Source organism: Micromonospora sp. DT63, from assembly GCF_049841615.1.
Classification (GTDB): Bacteria; Actinomycetota; Actinomycetes; order Mycobacteriales; family Micromonosporaceae; genus Micromonospora.
This window is the reverse complement of sequence record NZ_JBNCKQ010000001.1, coordinates 835,734-852,375: the sequence shown is the minus strand read 5'-3', so window position 1 is coordinate 852,375 and position 16,642 is coordinate 835,734. Positions and strand designations below refer to the sequence as shown.

Sequence of the window (16,642 nt, the reverse complement as noted above, 5' to 3'; positions counted from 1 at the left end):
GCGCCGGTCGCGCGGCGTGCCGACGCACGACGTCGGTGCCAGGACGGCGGCGGCAGCGCGACGGGCCCCGGACGCCCGCGTGGACGTCCGGGGCCCGACCGGCTGGTCAGTGGCGCCTGCGGTGACGGCGCTTCGTGAAAAGGAATGCCAGGCCGACAGCCAGCAGCGCGGCACCGCCTCCGGCGGCGGCGAGCGGCAGGGTCGTCGAGCTGTCCTCGGCGGCGGCGGTGAGCTCCTCCGGGCCGGTCTCGGTCACCGGTTCGGAGCTGTCGCCCATGGCCTCGGTGGCGGCGCTCGCGCTGGGGGTGGGGGTGACGGCGCTGGGGGTCGGGGTAGCGGACTTCGAGGGGGACGGGTCGAGGGAGGCCAGCGAGTCGCCGTTGAGCGCGACCTTGACCTTGGCCTGGCCGCCCCCCGAGGAGACGACGGCGACGGACAGCTTGCTCGCCTTGTCCGTCAGTTTCGTGATGGCGTCCGTGTTGGGCGGTGCGTTGTTGGCGGCGGTCTTGTTCGCCGTCGTGGTGTCGATGAGGGACGAGGAGCCGTAGGAGCCCTTGGGGACGCGGTAGGCGTGCACGCCCTCGAGCTTCGCGTCGAAGTTGCCGGCCGCATGGCGGTACTCGATGACGAGCCGGTCGCCGCCCAGGGCGATGTCCAGGGCGCGGACTCCGCTGCCCTTGCCGTGCAGGGAGCGCAGCGTGTAGACGCCGGACTTGGTGACCTTGACTGATGCCCCGCCGCCGAGCCATCCGGCACGGATCATCTCCGGCGCGGAGAAGCCGGCCGGCCGGTACCCGCCGGCCATGATGCTCGTGTGGCTGGCGCCCGCCTCCTTGCACGCGCCCAGGTTGCCGCCCGTGCACTGGACGCGACCCTGGTGACCGAAGCCCAGGTTGTGCCCGAGTTCGTGGCCGACGACGTCGATGCCACTGGCGGTGCCGTACAGGTTGATCCAGGTGGTCGGGCCGGGCAGGGTCGCGAGGCCGGCCCAGGGGCATTCGGTCTTCTGTGCCGGAAAGACGATCGAGAGGCTTTCGTAGTCCTTGCCCGCGACCAGTCCTCGTTTGGCGAGTTCGTCCCGGGTCATCTGGTTGATCTTGCCCTGTGGGCAGCCGGCGGCGCTCAGGTCCAGCTTGATCGGGCCGAGGAACTGCTCCTTGATGGCGGGTACCACCGTGTACTGCCCGCGCGAGACCTCGGACAGGAACGACGCGGCCGAGTCGCTCTTCGCCCCGAAGTAGGTGTCCGGCGTGGACGCCTTCACCTTGTCCGGGAACTGGAAGGAGGCGTCGCTGAACTCCACCAGGACGGGGAGGATCTTTCTCTTCACCGGTGCGGCGGACGCAGGGGTGCCGGGGAGCATGGCGGTGGTCAGCACGGCGATGCCTGTGGCCAGAGCGATGCGGCCGAGGGCAGACAGCTTCATGGGGTCCGGTTCCTTCGAGGGGATGCAGGGCGCCAGGGACGCCGACGTCCGTGACACTGTCGCTTCGCCTGGATATCCACGGTGGAGTCCCAGGGAGAGTCAGTTAATCGGACATCCAATGTCTGATGTCGTATGACCGTAGGGCGCATCAATATCTTCGTCAAGTGCTCGCCGAGGGCGGCGGGGGATATCGTGCACGTCGTGACGCACGAACGTGAGCTGCTCTCACCTGTCGATCTGTGCCAACGGAACGGGCGGCTCAACCCCGCGGCGGTGGGCTGGACCCGCCGACCCCTGCACACCGCGAACCTGCGCGGCTGGGGCCGGACCAAGCGGTGGGAGTACTGGGGCATCGTGACCCCACGGCACATCGTCGGGCTGGTCGCCTCGTCGCTGGACTACGCCGGTGTGCACAGCGTCTACGTGCTCGACCGGGACAGTGGCACCGAGACGAAGGCCGACGTGGTGGTGCCGCTGGCGCGGGGGACGACGCTCCCGCCACAGTGCGGCGTGGGCGAAGCGGGAGCGCAGGGCGGTGACCTGGCGATCCGGATCACCCAGCGCCCGGACGGCACCGCCATCTCGGCGAGTGCCCCCGGCGTACGGCTGGCGGTGGACGTGCCGTTGCCGGCCGGTCACGAGTCGCTCGGCGTGGTCGTGCCGTGGAGCCCCACGCGATTCCAGTACACGGTCAAGGACGTCGGCCGCCCGGTCCTCGGCACGCTGGACCTGCACGGCCGGACGTATGAGATCGGTGGACCCGACGCGTTCGCCGTGCTGGACCACGGTCGCGGCAGGTGGCCGTACTCGATCGCGTGGAACTGGGCCGCCGGCGCCGCGCCGGGACGGGCGATCCAACTCGGCGGTCAGTGGACCGACGGCACCGGGGTCACCGAGAACTGCCTGTTCGTCGACGGCCGCCTGCACAAGATCGGCGAGGAGCTGCGCTGGACGTACGACAGGTCCGACTGGCTCCGTCCCTGGCGGATCAGCGGGGAACGGGTCGAGGTCGAGTTCCAGCCGTTCCACGAGAAGGTGGCCCGCACCAACCTGGGCGTCGTCGCGAACGAGACGCACCAGTGTTTCGGGCACTTCTCCGGCTGGGCGACGACGGACGACGGTACGACTGTGCGCCTCGACGGGCTCGTCGGCTGGGCCGAGGAGGCACGCAACCGCTGGTAGTGGGTCAGCGTGGGGCGGCGATCGGTGGCGTCGACGGCCCGAAGGTGGTCAGGAACCGGTCCCGGAAGGTGTCCATGGGCCACACCGGAGCCTGCGGGCCCGGGCGCAGGCCGTCCTGCCAACCCCAGCCGCTAACCCGGTCCAGCACCGCCGGGTCGCGGGCCACGATGGTGATCGGCACGTCCCGACTGGCGCCCTCGCCGGTCACCACCGGGGCCGGCTGGTGATCGCCGAGGAAGACCAGCACCAGATCGTCGTCACCGTAGGTCTGGACGTAGGAGATCAGGGCCTGGAGCGAGTAGGCGACGGCCTGGCGGTAGCCGGCCCGGATCCGGCCGGTGTCCCGGTCGTCGGCGTCGCCGTCGTCCTTCGCGCCGGAGTCGCCGTGGTAGATCGAACCGTCGCCCACCTCGTCCCAGCCGATCATGCGGGGCACCGCCGTCCACGGTGAGTGGCTGGAGATTAGCGGAATCTCCGCCATGATCGGACGGTCCGCGCCGGCGCGCACCCGCCGCTGGAAGAACGACAGCGTGTACTGGTCGGGCATCGGCGCGTAGCTGAACTTCGGGCCCCGGTAGCCCAGCGCCTCGGCGTCGTAGTACCTGTCGTACGAGAAGAAACCCTGCTCAGGCCACGGCTGGGTGGCCGCCGGCAGCACCCCGACGGTCTGCCAGCCCGCCCGGCGGAACGCGCCGTTGAGGGTGAGCCGGTCGCTGGCCAGCAGGCTCCGGTGCCGCTGCTCGTTGTCCGTCCACAGACCGGACAGCAGCGTGTCGTGCGCCAACCAACTGCCCCCGCCGAAGGTGGGGGAGGTGAGAAAGCCGCTGCGCGCGCCGTACCCGGCCGCGCGCAGCCGCTCGGTGCCGGTGTCCAGCACCTCGTTGACCTGCGGCGCCAGCTGCGGATCCTCGACGGCGTCGCGCCCGTAGCTCTCCACGAAGGCGAGGACGACGTCCTTGCCGCGCAGCCCGGTCAGCAGCTGGTCACCCGGGACGCCCTGGAACGGGTCGGCGTCGATCTGGGCGGTGAACCGTTCCCGGTCGTGCAGCCGCGCGTCCACCTGCTCGGCGTGCGCGCCGACCAGCGCGGTGGTCCCGGCGTCGGCAACCGGCACGCCCGGGACGATCCGCACGCCGACGACGGCGCAGAGGACCCAGGCCACGGTCAGGGCGGCCACCGCCCGGGTCGCCACCCGCTCGTGGCCGACCAGCAGCGCCGCCAGCCGCCGCACCGCCGCGGTCGTCACGAGCAGCAGCACACCGACCAGCAGGACGACGCCGACCACCGCGCCGATCGCGCCGGCCCGCCCCGCCGAATCCCGCACGAAACCAAACGCGTCGTCCAGCAGCAGCCAGTCCAGCACCAGATCGAACGGCCGGTCGAGGGCCGTGCGAAAACCCAGGTCGGCGAGCTTCACGATGGCCAGCAGACCCAGCAGCGGCCCGAGCACGGCCACCACCACCCGCCGTGGTCGCGGCGGCAGCGCCAGCAGCAGCGCCGCGACCAGCAGACCCTCCAGCGGGATCCGCACGAACGCGCCGGGCGTCAGCTCGCCGAGCCGGTCCGGGCCGACCAGGACGGCGTACACCAGCAGAACCGCCAGCACCGTGCCCACCCACCCCAGCGCCCGCCGCGCACGGCCGCGCGGCACCGACGACACCACGGGCGTACGCGCCGACGCGTCACCGCTCGACGCGGGGCTCGGGCGGCGCCGGCCGGTCAGCCGGCGCAGCCGGGCGGGAAGGGTCATCACTGCCTCCAGTCGGAGTGGACCGTACCGCCCGAGCGGGCCGCCAGCGCGGGCGTGGGCACCGGCAGCAGCGGCGGTACGACGACCGGTGCGTGCCCGCCCAGCGGCAGCAGGGGCACCGCCACCGGCGCGGCGATCGGGACCGCGGGCGGGGTGCTCGGTGGTGGGGCGGGCGCGGCGGTGATCGCCACGACCGGCAGCGCGTGGGACCGCCGAGGGGCCGGGCGGCGACGCCACAACCAGGCCACGTCCCGGCCGAACGACTCGACAAGCAGCGTCAACGCCGTCACCAGGACCACCGTGGTCCACGGCTCCGGCAGCACCCGCGCGGCGGCGACCGCCAACAACACGCCCTGCGCGGCGGCCACCACCTTGCGCCAGTAGCGCGGCGGCAACGTACCGCGCAGCCAGGGCAGCACGGCGCTGGCCGCGACGAAGGCGTACCGCATCGCGCCGATGGCCAGCACCCAGCTCCCCGCCGCCGGGGCGACGTACACGCTGAGAACCAGGATGAGGAACGCGTCGACCTCCATGTCGAAGCGGGCCCCGAGCGCGCTGACCGTGCCGGTGCGCCGGGCGACCTGACCGTCCACCGCGTCCAGCAGCAGGGCCACCGCGCTCAGCGCGACCAGCAGCCCCACCGGCGTCGGGTGGCCGAACGAGTCCACCACCAGCGCGGTGACCGCGCCGACCAGGACGGCCCGGGTCAGCGTCACCCGGTCGGCGGGGCCGAGCCGCGACGCGCCGGACAGGTGCAGGCCCCGGCTCAACGCGAGGCAGGTGAGCGCGGCGTAGCCGGCGCCGGCCAGCCAGCCCGCCGTGCTCAGACCCACGGTGGCGGCCAGTGCCGCCAGCACGACCAACTGGGCGCTCAGCCCGATCACCGGACCGCTTCGAACTGTGGGCACCGTACCTCCGTGTTTATGATCGACGACCCCGACAGGGAACACGGAAATCAGGGCCGTTCGGTTCGACCGGGACAAAAGGTGAGGTGTGCGAGGGTGATCCGCGAGGCGTACGCCTGCTGGGTGCGCGAGCCCGGCGCGGCGGAGATCCGGCCGGTGTCGCTGCCCGTGCCGGGGCCGGACGAGGTGCTGGTGCGGGCCCGCTACTCCGGCGTCAGCCGGGGCACCGAGACGCTGGTGTTCGCCGGCCGGGTGCCAGTGGACCAGTACGCGTCGATGCGCGCCCCGTTCCAGGAGGGTGACTTCCCCGGCCCGGTGAAGTACGGCTACCTCAGCGTCGGCGTGGTCGAAGAGGGTCCGCCGGAGCTGCTCGGGCGTACGGTGTTCTGCCTGCACCCGCACCAGAGCGCGTACGTCGTGCCGGCGACCGCCGTCGTCCCGGTGCCGGACGACGTGCCGCCCGCCCGCGCGGTGCTCGCCGGCACGGTCGAGACCGCCGTGAACGCCCTGTGGGACGCCGCGCCCCTGGTCGGCGACCGGGTCAGCGTGGTCGGCGCGGGCATGGTGGGCTGCTGCGTCGCGGCGCTGCTGGCGCGTTTCCCCGGCGTGGACGTCGAGCTGATCGACACCGACGTACGCCGGGCGGGGGTGGCCGGGGCGCTCGGTGTCCGGTTCGCCCGGCCGGGCGACGCGACCGGCGACCGGGACCTGGTCGTGCACGCCAGCGCCACGTCCGCCGGGCTGCAACAGGCGCTGGACCTGCTCGCGCCCGAGGGCACGGTGATCGAGTTGAGCTGGTACGGCGACCGCCCGGTGCAGGTGTCGCTGGGCGGGACGTTCCACTCCCGACGGCTCACCGTGCGCAGCAGCCAGGTCGGCATGGTCGCGCCCGCGCGGCGGGGCCGCCGCAGCTACGCCGACCGGCTGGCGCTGGCCCTGGACCTGCTCGACGACCCGGCGTTCGACGCGCTGATCACCGGCGCGTCCCGGTTCGCCGAGCTGCCCGACGTACTCGCCCAACTGAGCACGGGTGACCTGCCCGCGCTCTGCCACCTCATCACCTACGACGACGGGGAGTGACAGTGTTCAGCGTGACAGTTCGGGATCACATGATGATCGCCCACAGTTTCCGGGGCGACGTGTTCGGCCCGGCCCAGCGCCTGCACGGCGCGACGTTCGTGGTGGACGCGACGTTCCGCAGGCCCGACCTGGACGCCGACGGCATCGTCGTCGACATCGGCCTGGCCACCGAGCAGCTGCGGGCGGTGGTCGGCGAGCTGTCCTACCGCAACCTCGACGACGAGCCCGCGTTCGCGGGGATCAACACCACCACCGAGGTGCTGGCCCGTACCGTCGCCGACCGCCTGGCCGATCGGGTGCACGCCGGTGAGCTGGGCCCCGGGGCGCGTGAGCTGGCCGGCATCACCGTCACCCTGCACGAGTCACACGTCGCCTGGGCCAGCTACGAGCGGTCGCTGTGATCGATACGGGCCGGCCGACGCCGGCCCACGCCGCCAGGGTCGTCGGCCCGCACCGCCGTACGGTGCACGTCGTCCTGCCCGGCGACATCGACGACCCGGCGGCGCCCAGCGGCGGCAACACGTACGACCGGCGGGTCTGCGCCGGGCTCGGCGAGCGCGGTTGGCTGGTGCACGAGCACCAGGTGCCCGGAGCGTGGCCGCACCCCGACCCGGCCGCGCTCGCCGCGCTGGCCCGGCTGCTCGCCGCCGCGCCGGACGACGCAGTGGTGCTCGTCGACGGCCTGATCGCCTCGGCCGTGCCGGACCTGCTCGCCCCGCACGCGACACGGCTGCGCCTCGTCCTTCTGGTGCACATGCCCCTGGACGACGAGGCCGAGGGCCGGGCGCTGGCCACCGCGCGAGCCGTCGTCGCCACCAGCGAGTGGACCCGCCGTCGCCTGCTGGCCCGCCACCGGTTGCCGGCCGACCGGGTCCGGGTCGCGCCGCCGGGGGTGACGCCCGCACCGCCGGCGCCCCCCGGCTCGGCAGCCGGCCACCGGCTGCTCTGCGTCGCCGCGGTCACCCACCACAAGGGCCACGACGTGCTCGTCGACGCCCTGTGCGTGCTGGCCGAGATGCCCTGGACGCTGGTCTGCGCCGGCACGCTGGCCCGGGAACCCGAACTGGTGCACCGGCTGCGCGACCGGCTCGCCGGCGCCGGCCTGTCGGAACGGGTCCGGCTGGCCGGCCCGCTGACCGGCCCGGCGCTCGACGCCGCGTACGCCGCCGCCGACCTGCTGGTGCTGCCGTCGCGGGGCGAGACGTACGGGATGGTCGTCACCGAGGCGCTGGCCCGCGGCGTGCCGGTGCTGGCCACCGAGGTGGGGGGCCTGCCCGAGGCGCTGGGCCGCGCCCCCGACGGTGACCTGCCCGGGCTGCTCGTGCCGCCGGACGACCCGGCCGCCCTGGCCGGGGCGCTGAGCTGGTGGTGGGGGGACGACGAGCTGCGGGCGCGGCTGCGCCGGGCCGCGCTCGCCCGGCGCGACACCCTGACCGACTGGCCGGTGACGACCGCGCGCCTGGCCGCTGTGCTGGAGGAGGTGGCGGGATGACCGTCGAGGAGACCCTGCCGTTCGCCGACTGGCTGCGTCTGCGCGAGCCGGCCGACGCGGCGGCCCGCGCCGAGGACCTGGTGGACGCCGTGCGGCCCCGACTGGCCGGCGGCGATCGGATCGTGATCCACGACCTGGGCAGCGGCACCGGCTCGATGAGCCGCTGGCTCGCGGCCCGATTGACCGGGCCGCAGCACTGGGTGCTGCACGACCGGGACGCCGACCTGCTGTCCCGGGCCGCCGACGGCATGGCCGGGGTGACCGCCGCCGACGGAGCGCCGGTCACCGTCGACACCCGCTGCGGCGACCTCACCCGGCTCAGCGCCGCCGACCTGTCCGACGGCGCGCTGGTCACCGCGTCCGCGCTGCTGGACATGCTGACCGCCGAGGAGGTCGAACGGGTGGTCGCCGCCTGCGTCGACGCCGGCCGTCCCGCCCTGTTCGCGGTCTCGGTGACGGGCCGGGTCCGGCTCACCCCGCCCGACCCGCTCGACGCCATCGTCGAGGAGGCGTTCAACGCGCACCAGCGGCGTACCGTCGACGGCCGCCGGCTGCTCGGCCCGGACGCGGCCGACGCCACCGCCGCCGCGTTCGCCCGCCGGGGCGTGCCGGTGCGGGAGCGGCCCAGCCCGTGGCGGCTCGGCCCGGAGCAGGCCGACCTGGCCGCCGAGTGGTTCCGCGGCTGGCTGGACGCGGCCTGCGAGCACCGCCCGGAACTGACCGGCGCAACCCGGGCGTACGCCCAGCGCCGGCTCGCCGACGCCGCCGCCGGCCGGCTCGGCGTGCTGGTCGAGCATCGGGACCTTCTGGCCGGCGGATGAACCGTCGACGCCCTGGGTACGTGCACTAGAGAGAGTGAACGATCTTCAGGGAGGACCGGCGTCGATGGTGTGGGCCTGGGCACGAGTGGTCGGCGGGGTGGGCCTGCTCGCCGCCCTGCTGTGGCAGGTGGGCGGCGGCCCGTTCCTCGCCGGCGTACGGCTGATCAACGCGCCGGCGCTGGCCGCGGCCCTGCTCATCGGTGTGCTCACCACTGTCTGCGCGGCCTGGCGGTGGAGCCTCGTCGCCGGCGGCCTCGGCGTACGACTGCCGCTGGCGACAGCGGTGGCGCACTGCTACCGGGCGGTGTTCCTCAACGCCACGTTGCCCGGCGGGGTGCTCGGGGACGTGCACCGGGCGGTACGCCACGGCCGCGACGCCGGCGACGTCAGCCGGGGCATCCGCGCGGTGGTCTGGGAGCGTACCGCCGGTCAGGTGGTCCTGGTGGCTGTCGCGCTGGTGGTGCTGGCGGCGTTCCCGTCGCCGGTGCGGCCGTACCTGCCGGCCGCCGCCGGCCTGCTGCTCGCGCTCGGGCTGGCCGTCGTGCTGCTGGCGCGGCGCCTGCCCGACGCCGGCCGGTCCCGGTGGGCCCGCGGCGTCCGCACCGCGGTGGCCGACGTGCGGTCCGGGCTGCTGGCCCGGCGGACCTGGCTCGGCGTGCTGGTCGCCTCCGCAGTGATGGTCGCCGGGCACCTGGCCACCTTCCTGCTGGCGGCACGGACCGCCGGTTCGGACGCTCCGCTGACTAGGCTCCTGCCCCTGACCCTGCTCGCCCTGCTCGCCATGGGCCTGCCCCTGAACGTCGCCGGGTTCGGCCCCCGCGAGGGCGTGGCCGCGTGGGTGTTCGGCGCGGCCGGACTCAGCGCGGCCGAAGGTGTCGCCACCGCCACCGTCTACGGCGCACTCGTGCTGGTGGCCAGCCTGCCCGGCGCGGCCGTGCTGCTCGCCCGCCGGGCCCGCAATCCCACCACCACTCGGGAAGCCGCCTTGCGCGGTGGCTGTTGAGTCGTGGTGAGACGGTACGCGTCGCCGTCCCCCGACGGCGCCGGACAAAGGAGTCCCATGCCCGAAGCACTGCCGGTCGCCACGGTCCGTACGCAGGTCACGGTGCCGTTGGCGTTTCCCGACGGCTACACCACCACCGTCCGGGTGTTCACGTTCAAGGGCCTCATCGACGGTCGGGAACACCTCGCCCTCGGCCTGGGCGACTGGGCCGGGGCGCTGGACCGGCTCGCCGCCGGTGGCGAGCCGCCGCTGGTCCGCCCGCACAGCGAATGCCTCACCGGCGACGTGTTCGGCAGCCAGCGCTGCGACTGCGGGCCGCAGCTGCGCGAGGCGGTGCAGCGGATCGCCGAGACCGGCGGGTTCCTGCTCTACCTGCGTCAGGAGGGCCGGGGCATCGGCCTGTACGCCAAGCTCGACGCGTACGCCCTGCAGGACGCCGGGCTGGACACCTACCAGGCCAACGTAGCGCTGGGCCGGGGCGAGGACGAGCGTGACTACAGCGCCGCCGCGCAGATGCTGGCCACCCTCGGCGTGCCGCGCGTGCGCCTGCTCAGCAGCAACCCGGACAAGGCCGAGCAGTTGACCCGGCTCGGCGTGGACGTCGTCGAACGCGTCCCCACCAGCATCTTCCTGTCCCCGGCCAACGCCGAGTACCTCGCGGCGAAGGCCGCCAAGGCGGCGCAGGTCGAGGCGGCGGAGGCTGAGGCGGCGGAGGCCGAGGCGGCGCAGGTCGAGGCGGCGCAGGCGCCGGCGCCGGCGGGTCGTACCCCTGACGGGCCCGTCTCCCGATGAGCTGCCGGCCGGCGTCGCCACGGCCGTACGTGCTGCTGAGCTGTGCCACCAGTATCGACGGGTACATCGACGACGCGTCCGAGCAGCGGTTGCTGCTGTCCAACGAGGATGATCTCGACCGCGTCGACGCGGTCCGGGCCAGTTGCGACGCGATCCTGGTCGGTGCCGCCACGGTCCGCCGGGACGATCCCCGCCTGCTGGTGCGGTCCGCGTCCCGCCGGGCCGAGCGGGTGGCGTGTGGGCGGCCCGCCTCGCCCACGAAGGTGACCCTGACCGCCCGGGGAGACCTCGACCCGACCGCCCGGTTCTTCACCGCCGGCGATCCCGACCGGCTGGTCTACTGCGCCAGCGGAGTACTGGACAAGACCCGCGAGCGGGTCGGTCGGCTGGCCACCGTCGTCGACGGAGGCGACCCGGTCGACCTCGCCTGGATCCTCGCCGACCTGGCGGCGCGGGGCGTGCGCCGGCTGATGGTCGAGGGGGGCGGGACGGTGCACGCCCAGTTCCTCACCGCCGGTCTCGCCGACGAGCTGCACCTGGTGGTCGCCCCGTTCTTCGTCGGCGACCGCCGGGCGCCCCGGTTCGTCGGGGAGGGGAGCTTCCCCTGGCACCCGGGACGCCGCGCCCGACTGGCCGAGGCCCGCCAGATCGGCGACGTGGTGCTGCTGCGCTACGCGCTCTCCGACCGGTGCCGCGATGCCTGACGGCGGCGCAGCAGGTACACGATCGCGCTGAGCAGGAAGAGCGCCGCGCTGAGCACCAACCAGCGCACCAGGTACGGGCGCTGGGTCTGGCCGGTGGCCGCCTCGTGGGTCGTCTCGCCCCAGCGCAGGATGCCGGGGGAGTAGACGACGAACAGCAGCGCCGTGCCGAGCGCCGGCACCCGCAGGTGGTTGAGCAGCGTGACCCGGTCGCGTACCACCGCGCGCAGCACCCGGTCGACGCTCGCGTACACCGGGAACAGCACCAGGTCGTGGGCGATGACCGCGCCGACGAACCAGAGCAGCATCCGGCCGAACGTCGCCTCCTGCGCCAGCCGCAGCGCCACCCAGCCGGCGAGCACGATGACCGCCGTGACCAGGACGAAATGCCACGGCGCGGCGCCGTAGGCGGCGCGCAGTCGGCCGGCCCGTCCCGCGGTCGGCCTGTCTCGTCCCGTGGTCGGCCCGTCCCGCTCAGCCATCGGCCTGACCCCGGAAGTCGATCTCGGCGACCCACTTCGTGCAGTGCACCCCGGGCAGGGCCGGCACGATGACCCGAGCCGGGTAGCCGTGGTCGGGGGCGAGGTCGACGCCGTTGACCCGCAGGGCGAGCAACGAATCCGGATCGAGGATCTGGTTGGGGGCGAGCACCGCCGTGCGGAACAGCCCGGCCTTCTCCAGCGACGACACGCGCGCCGAGGCCGGGTCCGCGACACCGGCGAGCGCGGCCAGGTCACGAAGACGGACGCCGGTCCAGGTCTGCCGGGTCGACCAACCCTCCACGCAGGAGATGGGTAGGTCGGCGGTGTGCTGCGCCATGGCCAGCAGGCCGGGCCGGTCCAGGGTCACGGTCCGGCCGCCGCCCCGCAGCGTCAGCCGCCAGGACGCGTCGGTCTGCTCGGGGCGTACGCCAGCGGCGGCGACGGTGCGGTTGACCGGGAAGCCGTTCGGCCCGGTGCCGGGCTGTCGGCCGCGGGGCAGCAGCAGCGCGGTGCGCCGCAGGGGACCGTCCAGGCTCTGCCCGATGGTGACGACGGCCAGCAGCAGTGCCCCTCCGCCGACCAGTCCGACCGCGCCGCGCCGGCTGACCGTCGCCGGCGCGGGTTCGGCGGCGACCAGGCCGTCCGGGTCGGGCGGTTCGGGTCGGGTCGCGGCGCGCGGGGTGCGCAGCTCCGTGCCCAGCGGGCGGGACCGCAGCGCGGTCACCAGCCGGGGAAACTTGATGATCACGTGCGCCACGAAGGCGCCCGTGAAGATCCACGCTCCGAAGTAGTGGGCGGTGTAGAAGTCGAAACCGAACACGTACGAGTACTGGATGTTGAGCAGGCCGGTGGCGATCTGGAACAGGATCCCGCCGACCAGCAACAGCAGCGTCAGCCGTTCCAACACCTGGGCCAGGGAGCGGGCCGGCGGCCAGTCGAACAGCTTCGGCAGCACCGACCACAGCTTGCCCAGCACCACCGGGACGAGCACGATGCCGAGCGTCACGTGCAGCCCCTGGGTGACCCGGAACAGCCACGACGGCCGCGTCGGCCAGTCGAACGCGGGCAGCCGCAGCCAGCCCACGTTCGTCGGGAACGCCTGGTCGAACTGCGGGCCGTAGGCGGCGTAGTCGAGCAGGCCGGTGATGATCACCAGCGGCAGCGCCACCAGCAGCACCGAGCCGTAGACGGCGGTGAGCCAGGGGCCGCGCAACGGGCTGCGCCAGCTTCGTTCGACGGCGTCCACACCCGGTGGGGCGTGCTGCGCCAGGCCCCGCCAGAACCGGCGCGGAGCGCCGTAGCCGTCCGCGTCCGTTGCCCGGGTCCCGCTGCCGCTCGGGCCGGGTCTGCTAACCGGCACCCGCTGCCCCTTCCTCGCCGTCACACGCCTTGTCGTCCACACCGCTCGGCCCGGCCGGGCGCGTGGGGCGGCGGCGGGCACTGCCGGCAGGTTAGACCGCAGGGGTACGGCCGGGCCGGGTTTACCGCATTACCGAACGCTTACCGGGGCGCGGGGACCCGCCGAGCTGTTGCGAACTCCTTACGGGTCCGCCGAACCGGCCCGCCGGGCGTCCCGTCCGCCCTAGCGTGACCGGCATGCGCGTACTGGTCACCGGCGCGGCCGGGTTCATCGGGTCGCAGGTCGTCGACCTGCTCGTCGAGCAGGGCCACGAGGTGGTGGCGCTGGACGCGCTGCTGCCCCAGGCGCACGGCGGTGAACTGCCCACCTGGTCACGCGGGCACCACGTGGTCCACGGCGACGTCCGCGACGGCCCCCTGCTGGACCGGCTGCTCGTCGGCGTGGACGCGGTCTGTCACCAGGCGGCGATGGTCGGCCACGGCCTCGACCCGTCGGACGCCCCCGACTACGTCACGCACAACGACTACGGCACGGCGGTGCTGTTGGCGGCGCTGCACCGGGCGGGCATCGGCCGGTTGGTGCTGGCCAGCTCGATGGTGGTCTACGGCGAGGGGCGCTACGCCTGCCCCGAGCACGCCACGGTGCGCCCCGCGCCCCGCCGGTCCGAGGACGTGACAGCCGGCCGGTACGACCCGACCTGCCCACACTGCGGCCGAGGACTCGATCCGGTGCTCGTGCCGGAGGACGCGCCGCTGGAACCCCGCAGCACGTACGCCGCCAGCAAGCTCGCCCAGGAGCACCTGGCCGCAGCCTGGGCCCGGCAGACCGGCGGCGCGGTGTGGGCGCTGCGGTACCACAACGTGTACGGCCCCCGTATGCCCCGCGACACCCCGTACGCCGGGGTGGCATCGATCTTCCGGTCGGCGCTGGCGGCCGGCGTGGCGCCCCGCGTGTTGGAGGACGGCCGGCAACGGCGGGACTTCGTGCACGTCACCGACGTGGCGCGGGCCAACCTGCTGGCCCTGGACAGCAGCGCGCCGCCCGCCACGCTGGTGCCGGTGAACGTCTGCTCGGGCGAGCCGCACACGGTCGGGGAGCTGGCCGTCACCCTGGCCGAGGCGATGGGCGGGCCCGCCCCGCAGGTGGTGGGCGGGGCCCGCGCGGCCGACGTGCGGCACGTCGTCGCCGACCCTCGCCGGGCCGTGGAACTGCTCGGCTACACGGCGCGCGTCGGCTTCGCCGAGGGTGTGGCCGGCTTCGCCACCGACCCGCTCCGGGAACCAGCCGCAGTCGCAGGCTGACCGACCGCCGCCGCTGGCGCCGCCCTTCACCGCCGCTGACTGACCGCCTTCGGCCGCACCCCTCCGCTGCCCGCCGCCGCTGACTGATCGCCCTCGGCCGCACCCCTCCGCTGCCCGCCGCCGCTGACTGATCGCCCTCCGCCGCCCCGCCGCCGTCCGTCGTCCGTCGTCCGTCGTCCGCCGTCCGCCGTCGAATGATGCGCGCGGTGGTGGTGGTGCTTGCGGCGATCGGCGCGCGCCGAGGCGGGACCGACAATGAGCGTGATGCCTGTGAGTCATCTTGATGACTCACAGGCATCACGCTCAGCCGGGTGGCCGGGTGGCCGGGCGCGGTGTGGCCGGACGGCGGCGCTGGCTGCCGGGTGGCGGGGTGGCGGGGTGGCGGGGTGGTTGGGCGCGGTGTGGCCGGGCCGCGGCGCTGGCTGCCGGGTGGCCGGCGTGGCGGGATTGCCGCGTGGCGGGACGGTGGTCTGGTGGTGGGGTGGTGGGGCGCGGTGTGGCCGGGCGGCGGCGCTGGCTGCCGGGTGGCCGGCGTGGCGGGATTGCCGCGTGGCGGGACGGTGGTCTGGTGGTGGGGCGCGGTGTGGCCGGGCCGCAGCGCTGGCTGCCGGGTGGCCGGGCAGCAGGATGGCGGGCTGGTGGGGCGTGGCGCGGCCGGGCCGCGGGGCTGGCGGTCGGGTGGCCGGCGTGGCCGAGTGGCGGGCGTGGCTGGGTGGTCGGGGTGGCCGGGTGGTCAGGAGACCGTCCAGACCAGGTGGTTGACGGCCAGGGCGGTGAGCGCCTGCGCGGCCAGCCACCAGCGCCGGGACCCCGTCTCCAGGTGGGCGGTGGCCACCAGCAGCCACACCACGAACGGCAGCCAGATCCGCTCCACCTCGGCCTTGCTCAGCCCGGACAGGTCCGCACCGAGGACCGCCACCAGGGCGGCCAGCGGTAGCAGCACAGTGGGCCCGGCTGCGCGTACCGCTGCTGCCGCAGGCATGGCCAGCCGGCCGACGGCCCGCCACCCGCTCGCGGCCGCGCCCGGCCCGAAGCGCGGCCCACCCGGCGCCGGCCCGCCCGCCGGGGTGGGGGCGGCAGCCGGCAGCGCCGCGCGCAGCCCCGGCCACGGCGACCGTGCGCCCGACAGCACGCGGCGCAGCGCCGGCCCGAGCACGGGCCCGGCGCTGAGCAGCAGCGCGGCCAGGTTGGCCCACACCCAGTAGGCGTACGGACGGTCGGCGGCCCAGCCCTGGTAGTACCGCTCGACGACCAGCTGGTAGCCGACCCACCAGTGAAAACCCGCCGCGCTGAAGGTCGCGATCACCGCCGCGACCCCGACGGCGGCGGCGAGCAGCGCGCCCCAACGGTGCGTACGGCGCAGCGTCACCACGGCCAGCGCGAGCACACCGACCAGGAGAAACCCGTACGACAGGTACAGCGCGAACCCGAGCAGTACCCCGCCGGCCAGAGCGGCGACGCGGCCACGGACCGCCAGCAGCGCCAGGCCGGCCGCGACCACGGCGGCGAAGATGCCGTCGGCCGAGGCGCCCACCCAGACCGCCCCCGGCAGCAGCACCAGGAACGGGAGCACCGCTCGGGCCGCGTCGGGTGCGCCGAGCGCCCGCAGGGTCACCGGCACCGACACCGCGACAGTGGCGCCGAGCAGTACGCAGGCCAGCGCGGCGGCGGCGCCTCCGCCGAGGCCGATGCGGTCCAGCCAGACGAAGATGAGCAGCGCGCCCGGCGGGTGCCCGGCGGTGTGGGTGGACCACGCGTCGGGTTGGAAGTCGACGATCCGCCCGGCGAAGCCGGCCAGCATCGCCGGGATGTCGGTCACCCCGGGGACCTCGTGCAGGTACTCGGCCTGCGGGGTGAGCCGCCGGGTCAGCCCCGCCGTCCAGCCGTCCACCAGGGCCAACGACAACGTCCAGACGACAGCGGTCGACCACGCGGCAGCCAGCAGGACACCCCACCGGGCGGTGCGCGCCCACCGGGCTCCCCAGCCCACCACCGCGACGGCCAGGGCCAGTGCGGCGGGGCTGCCCCAGCCGACGTGCGGCCGCCACGTCGCGTACAGGGGGGCGGCGTCGGCGTGCAGCCCGGCGCCACGCGCGTTGAGCAGGGCACCCACCAGCACGGCGGCGGCGAGCAGCGCCGCCTCCACGCCCAGCACCAGAAAGTCCCCGGCCCGGCGGCGGGGCGGGGTCCGCCCAGGGGCGGCGGCGAGAGCGGTGGTCGAGGCCATGACCACCGGACGGTACGGCGACAGCCCGCCTCCGCGCTCGCCAATCGGCGGCCCGTCACCGGACGGTAAGAAATGCCCAGGTGGTAAGGGTTCGGTAAGCACATTTGCGCCTCCACCGCG

Annotated in this window: 15 protein-coding genes; 9 read left to right on the top strand and 6 right to left on the bottom strand. The window is 74.6% G+C overall.

Translation table 11 applies throughout. The annotated features are described in order from the left end of the window. Positions 1-106: 106 nt before the first annotated feature. Complete coding sequence (locus tag ACLQ27_RS04000) at positions 107-1,426, bottom strand: hypothetical protein (RefSeq protein WP_425865624.1); 1,320 nt, start codon at positions 1,424-1,426, stop codon at positions 107-109. A gap of 201 nt (positions 1,427-1,627) precedes the next feature. Here ACLQ27_RS04000 and ACLQ27_RS03995 point away from each other — a divergent pair, with 201 nt between their 5' ends. Beyond that, positions 1,628-2,608, top strand: coding sequence for a DUF2804 domain-containing protein (locus ACLQ27_RS03995; protein ID WP_425865622.1), 981 nt, complete (start codon positions 1,628-1,630; stop codon positions 2,606-2,608). A 4-nt stretch (positions 2,609-2,612) separates the two neighbouring features. On the opposite strand, the gene ACLQ27_RS03990 is transcribed toward ACLQ27_RS03995, so the two are convergent. Continuing rightward, on the bottom strand, positions 2,613-4,358 hold the full coding sequence (locus ACLQ27_RS03990; protein WP_425865621.1) for a sulfatase-like hydrolase/transferase: 1,746 nt from the start codon (positions 4,356-4,358) through the stop codon (positions 2,613-2,615). Beyond that, positions 4,358-5,266, bottom strand: coding sequence for a CDP-alcohol phosphatidyltransferase family protein (locus ACLQ27_RS03985; RefSeq protein WP_425865620.1), 909 nt, complete (start codon positions 5,264-5,266; stop codon positions 4,358-4,360). The genes ACLQ27_RS03990 and ACLQ27_RS03985 overlap by 1 nt, the downstream gene beginning before the upstream one ends. A 93-nt stretch (positions 5,267-5,359) precedes the next feature. Here ACLQ27_RS03985 and ACLQ27_RS03980 point away from each other — a divergent pair, with 93 nt between their 5' ends. From ACLQ27_RS03980 to ACLQ27_RS03950, 7 genes are all read left to right on the top strand, one after another. Further along, positions 5,360-6,343, top strand: coding sequence for a dehydrogenase (locus tag ACLQ27_RS03980; RefSeq protein ID WP_425865618.1), 984 nt, complete (start codon positions 5,360-5,362; stop codon positions 6,341-6,343). A 2-nt stretch (positions 6,344-6,345) separates the two neighbouring features. Next, on the top strand, positions 6,346-6,744 hold the full coding sequence (locus ACLQ27_RS03975; RefSeq protein WP_425865617.1) for a 6-pyruvoyl trahydropterin synthase family protein: 399 nt from the start codon (positions 6,346-6,348) through the stop codon (positions 6,742-6,744). 62 nt (positions 6,745-6,806) lie between these two features. Then, the gene (locus ACLQ27_RS03970; protein WP_425865938.1) at positions 6,807-7,835 is read left to right on the top strand and encodes a glycosyltransferase family 4 protein; all 1,029 of its coding nucleotides are present in this window, start codon (positions 6,807-6,809) and stop codon (positions 7,833-7,835) included. Next, positions 7,832-8,656, top strand: a complete 825-nt coding sequence (locus ACLQ27_RS03965; protein ID WP_425865616.1) for a class I SAM-dependent methyltransferase — start codon at positions 7,832-7,834, stop codon at positions 8,654-8,656. The genes ACLQ27_RS03970 and ACLQ27_RS03965 overlap by 4 nt, the downstream gene beginning before the upstream one ends. A gap of 64 nt (positions 8,657-8,720) precedes the next feature. After that, the gene (locus ACLQ27_RS03960; RefSeq protein ID WP_425865937.1) at positions 8,721-9,659 is read left to right on the top strand and encodes a lysylphosphatidylglycerol synthase transmembrane domain-containing protein; all 939 of its coding nucleotides are present in this window, start codon (positions 8,721-8,723) and stop codon (positions 9,657-9,659) included. A 57-nt stretch (positions 9,660-9,716) separates the two neighbouring features. Beyond that, positions 9,717-10,451 (top strand): GTP cyclohydrolase II, encoded by a 735-nt coding sequence (locus ACLQ27_RS03955; protein ID WP_357492139.1) that lies wholly within the window; start codon positions 9,717-9,719, stop codon positions 10,449-10,451. Next, the gene (locus ACLQ27_RS03950) at positions 10,448-11,155 is read left to right on the top strand and encodes a RibD family protein (RefSeq protein WP_425865615.1); all 708 of its coding nucleotides are present in this window, start codon (positions 10,448-10,450) and stop codon (positions 11,153-11,155) included. Before ACLQ27_RS03955 ends, ACLQ27_RS03950 begins: the two co-directional genes overlap by 4 nt. Here ACLQ27_RS03950 and ACLQ27_RS03945 read toward each other — a convergent pair. Next, complete coding sequence (locus ACLQ27_RS03945) at positions 11,122-11,634, bottom strand: hypothetical protein (protein WP_425865614.1); 513 nt, start codon at positions 11,632-11,634, stop codon at positions 11,122-11,124. The two genes, ACLQ27_RS03950 and ACLQ27_RS03945, sit on opposite strands and share 34 nt — an antisense overlap. After that, entirely contained in the window at positions 11,627-12,994 is a 1,368-nt protein-coding gene (locus ACLQ27_RS03940; protein WP_425865613.1) for a molybdopterin-dependent oxidoreductase, read from the bottom strand. Before ACLQ27_RS03940 ends, ACLQ27_RS03945 begins: the two co-directional genes overlap by 8 nt. A 236-nt stretch (positions 12,995-13,230) precedes the next feature. Between ACLQ27_RS03940 and ACLQ27_RS03935 the strand changes: the two genes are divergently transcribed. Continuing rightward, positions 13,231-14,295 carry an NAD-dependent epimerase/dehydratase family protein gene (locus ACLQ27_RS03935; protein ID WP_234586679.1) on the top strand — a complete coding sequence of 355 codons (1,065 nt, stop codon included), beginning with the start codon at positions 13,231-13,233 and terminating at the stop codon, positions 14,293-14,295. A 733-nt stretch (positions 14,296-15,028) separates the two neighbouring features. Here the strand turns inward: ACLQ27_RS03935 and ACLQ27_RS03930 are convergent. Next, entirely contained in the window at positions 15,029-16,522 is a 1,494-nt protein-coding gene (locus ACLQ27_RS03930) for a hypothetical protein (protein WP_425865612.1), read from the bottom strand. Positions 16,523-16,642: the final 120 nt, after the last annotated feature.

Bases quoted from the DNA above. Each gene is read 5' to 3' on its own strand.
- ACLQ27_RS04000 (WP_425865624.1), bottom strand. From the start codon at position 1,426: ATGAAGCTGTCTGCCCTCGGCCGCATCGCTCTGGCCACAGGCATCGCC.
- ACLQ27_RS03990 (WP_425865621.1), bottom strand. From the start codon at position 4,358: ATGACCCTTCCCGCCCGGCTGCGCCGGCTGACCGGCCGGCGCCGCCCG.
- ACLQ27_RS03965 (WP_425865616.1), top strand. From the start codon at position 7,832: ATGACCGTCGAGGAGACCCTGCCGTTCGCCGACTGGCTGCGTCTGCGC.
- ACLQ27_RS03960 (WP_425865937.1), top strand. From the start codon at position 8,721: ATGGTGTGGGCCTGGGCACGAGTGGTCGGCGGGGTGGGCCTGCTCGCC.
- ACLQ27_RS03955 (WP_357492139.1), top strand. From the start codon at position 9,717: ATGCCCGAAGCACTGCCGGTCGCCACGGTCCGTACGCAGGTCACGGTG.
- ACLQ27_RS03950 (WP_425865615.1), top strand. From the start codon at position 10,448: ATGAGCTGCCGGCCGGCGTCGCCACGGCCGTACGTGCTGCTGAGCTGT.
- ACLQ27_RS03945 (WP_425865614.1), bottom strand. From the start codon at position 11,634: ATGGCTGAGCGGGACGGGCCGACCACGGGACGAGACAGGCCGACCGCG.
- ACLQ27_RS03935 (WP_234586679.1), top strand. From the start codon at position 13,231: ATGCGCGTACTGGTCACCGGCGCGGCCGGGTTCATCGGGTCGCAGGTC.
- ACLQ27_RS03930 (WP_425865612.1), bottom strand. From the start codon at position 16,522: ATGGCCTCGACCACCGCTCTCGCCGCCGCCCCTGGGCGGACCCCGCCC.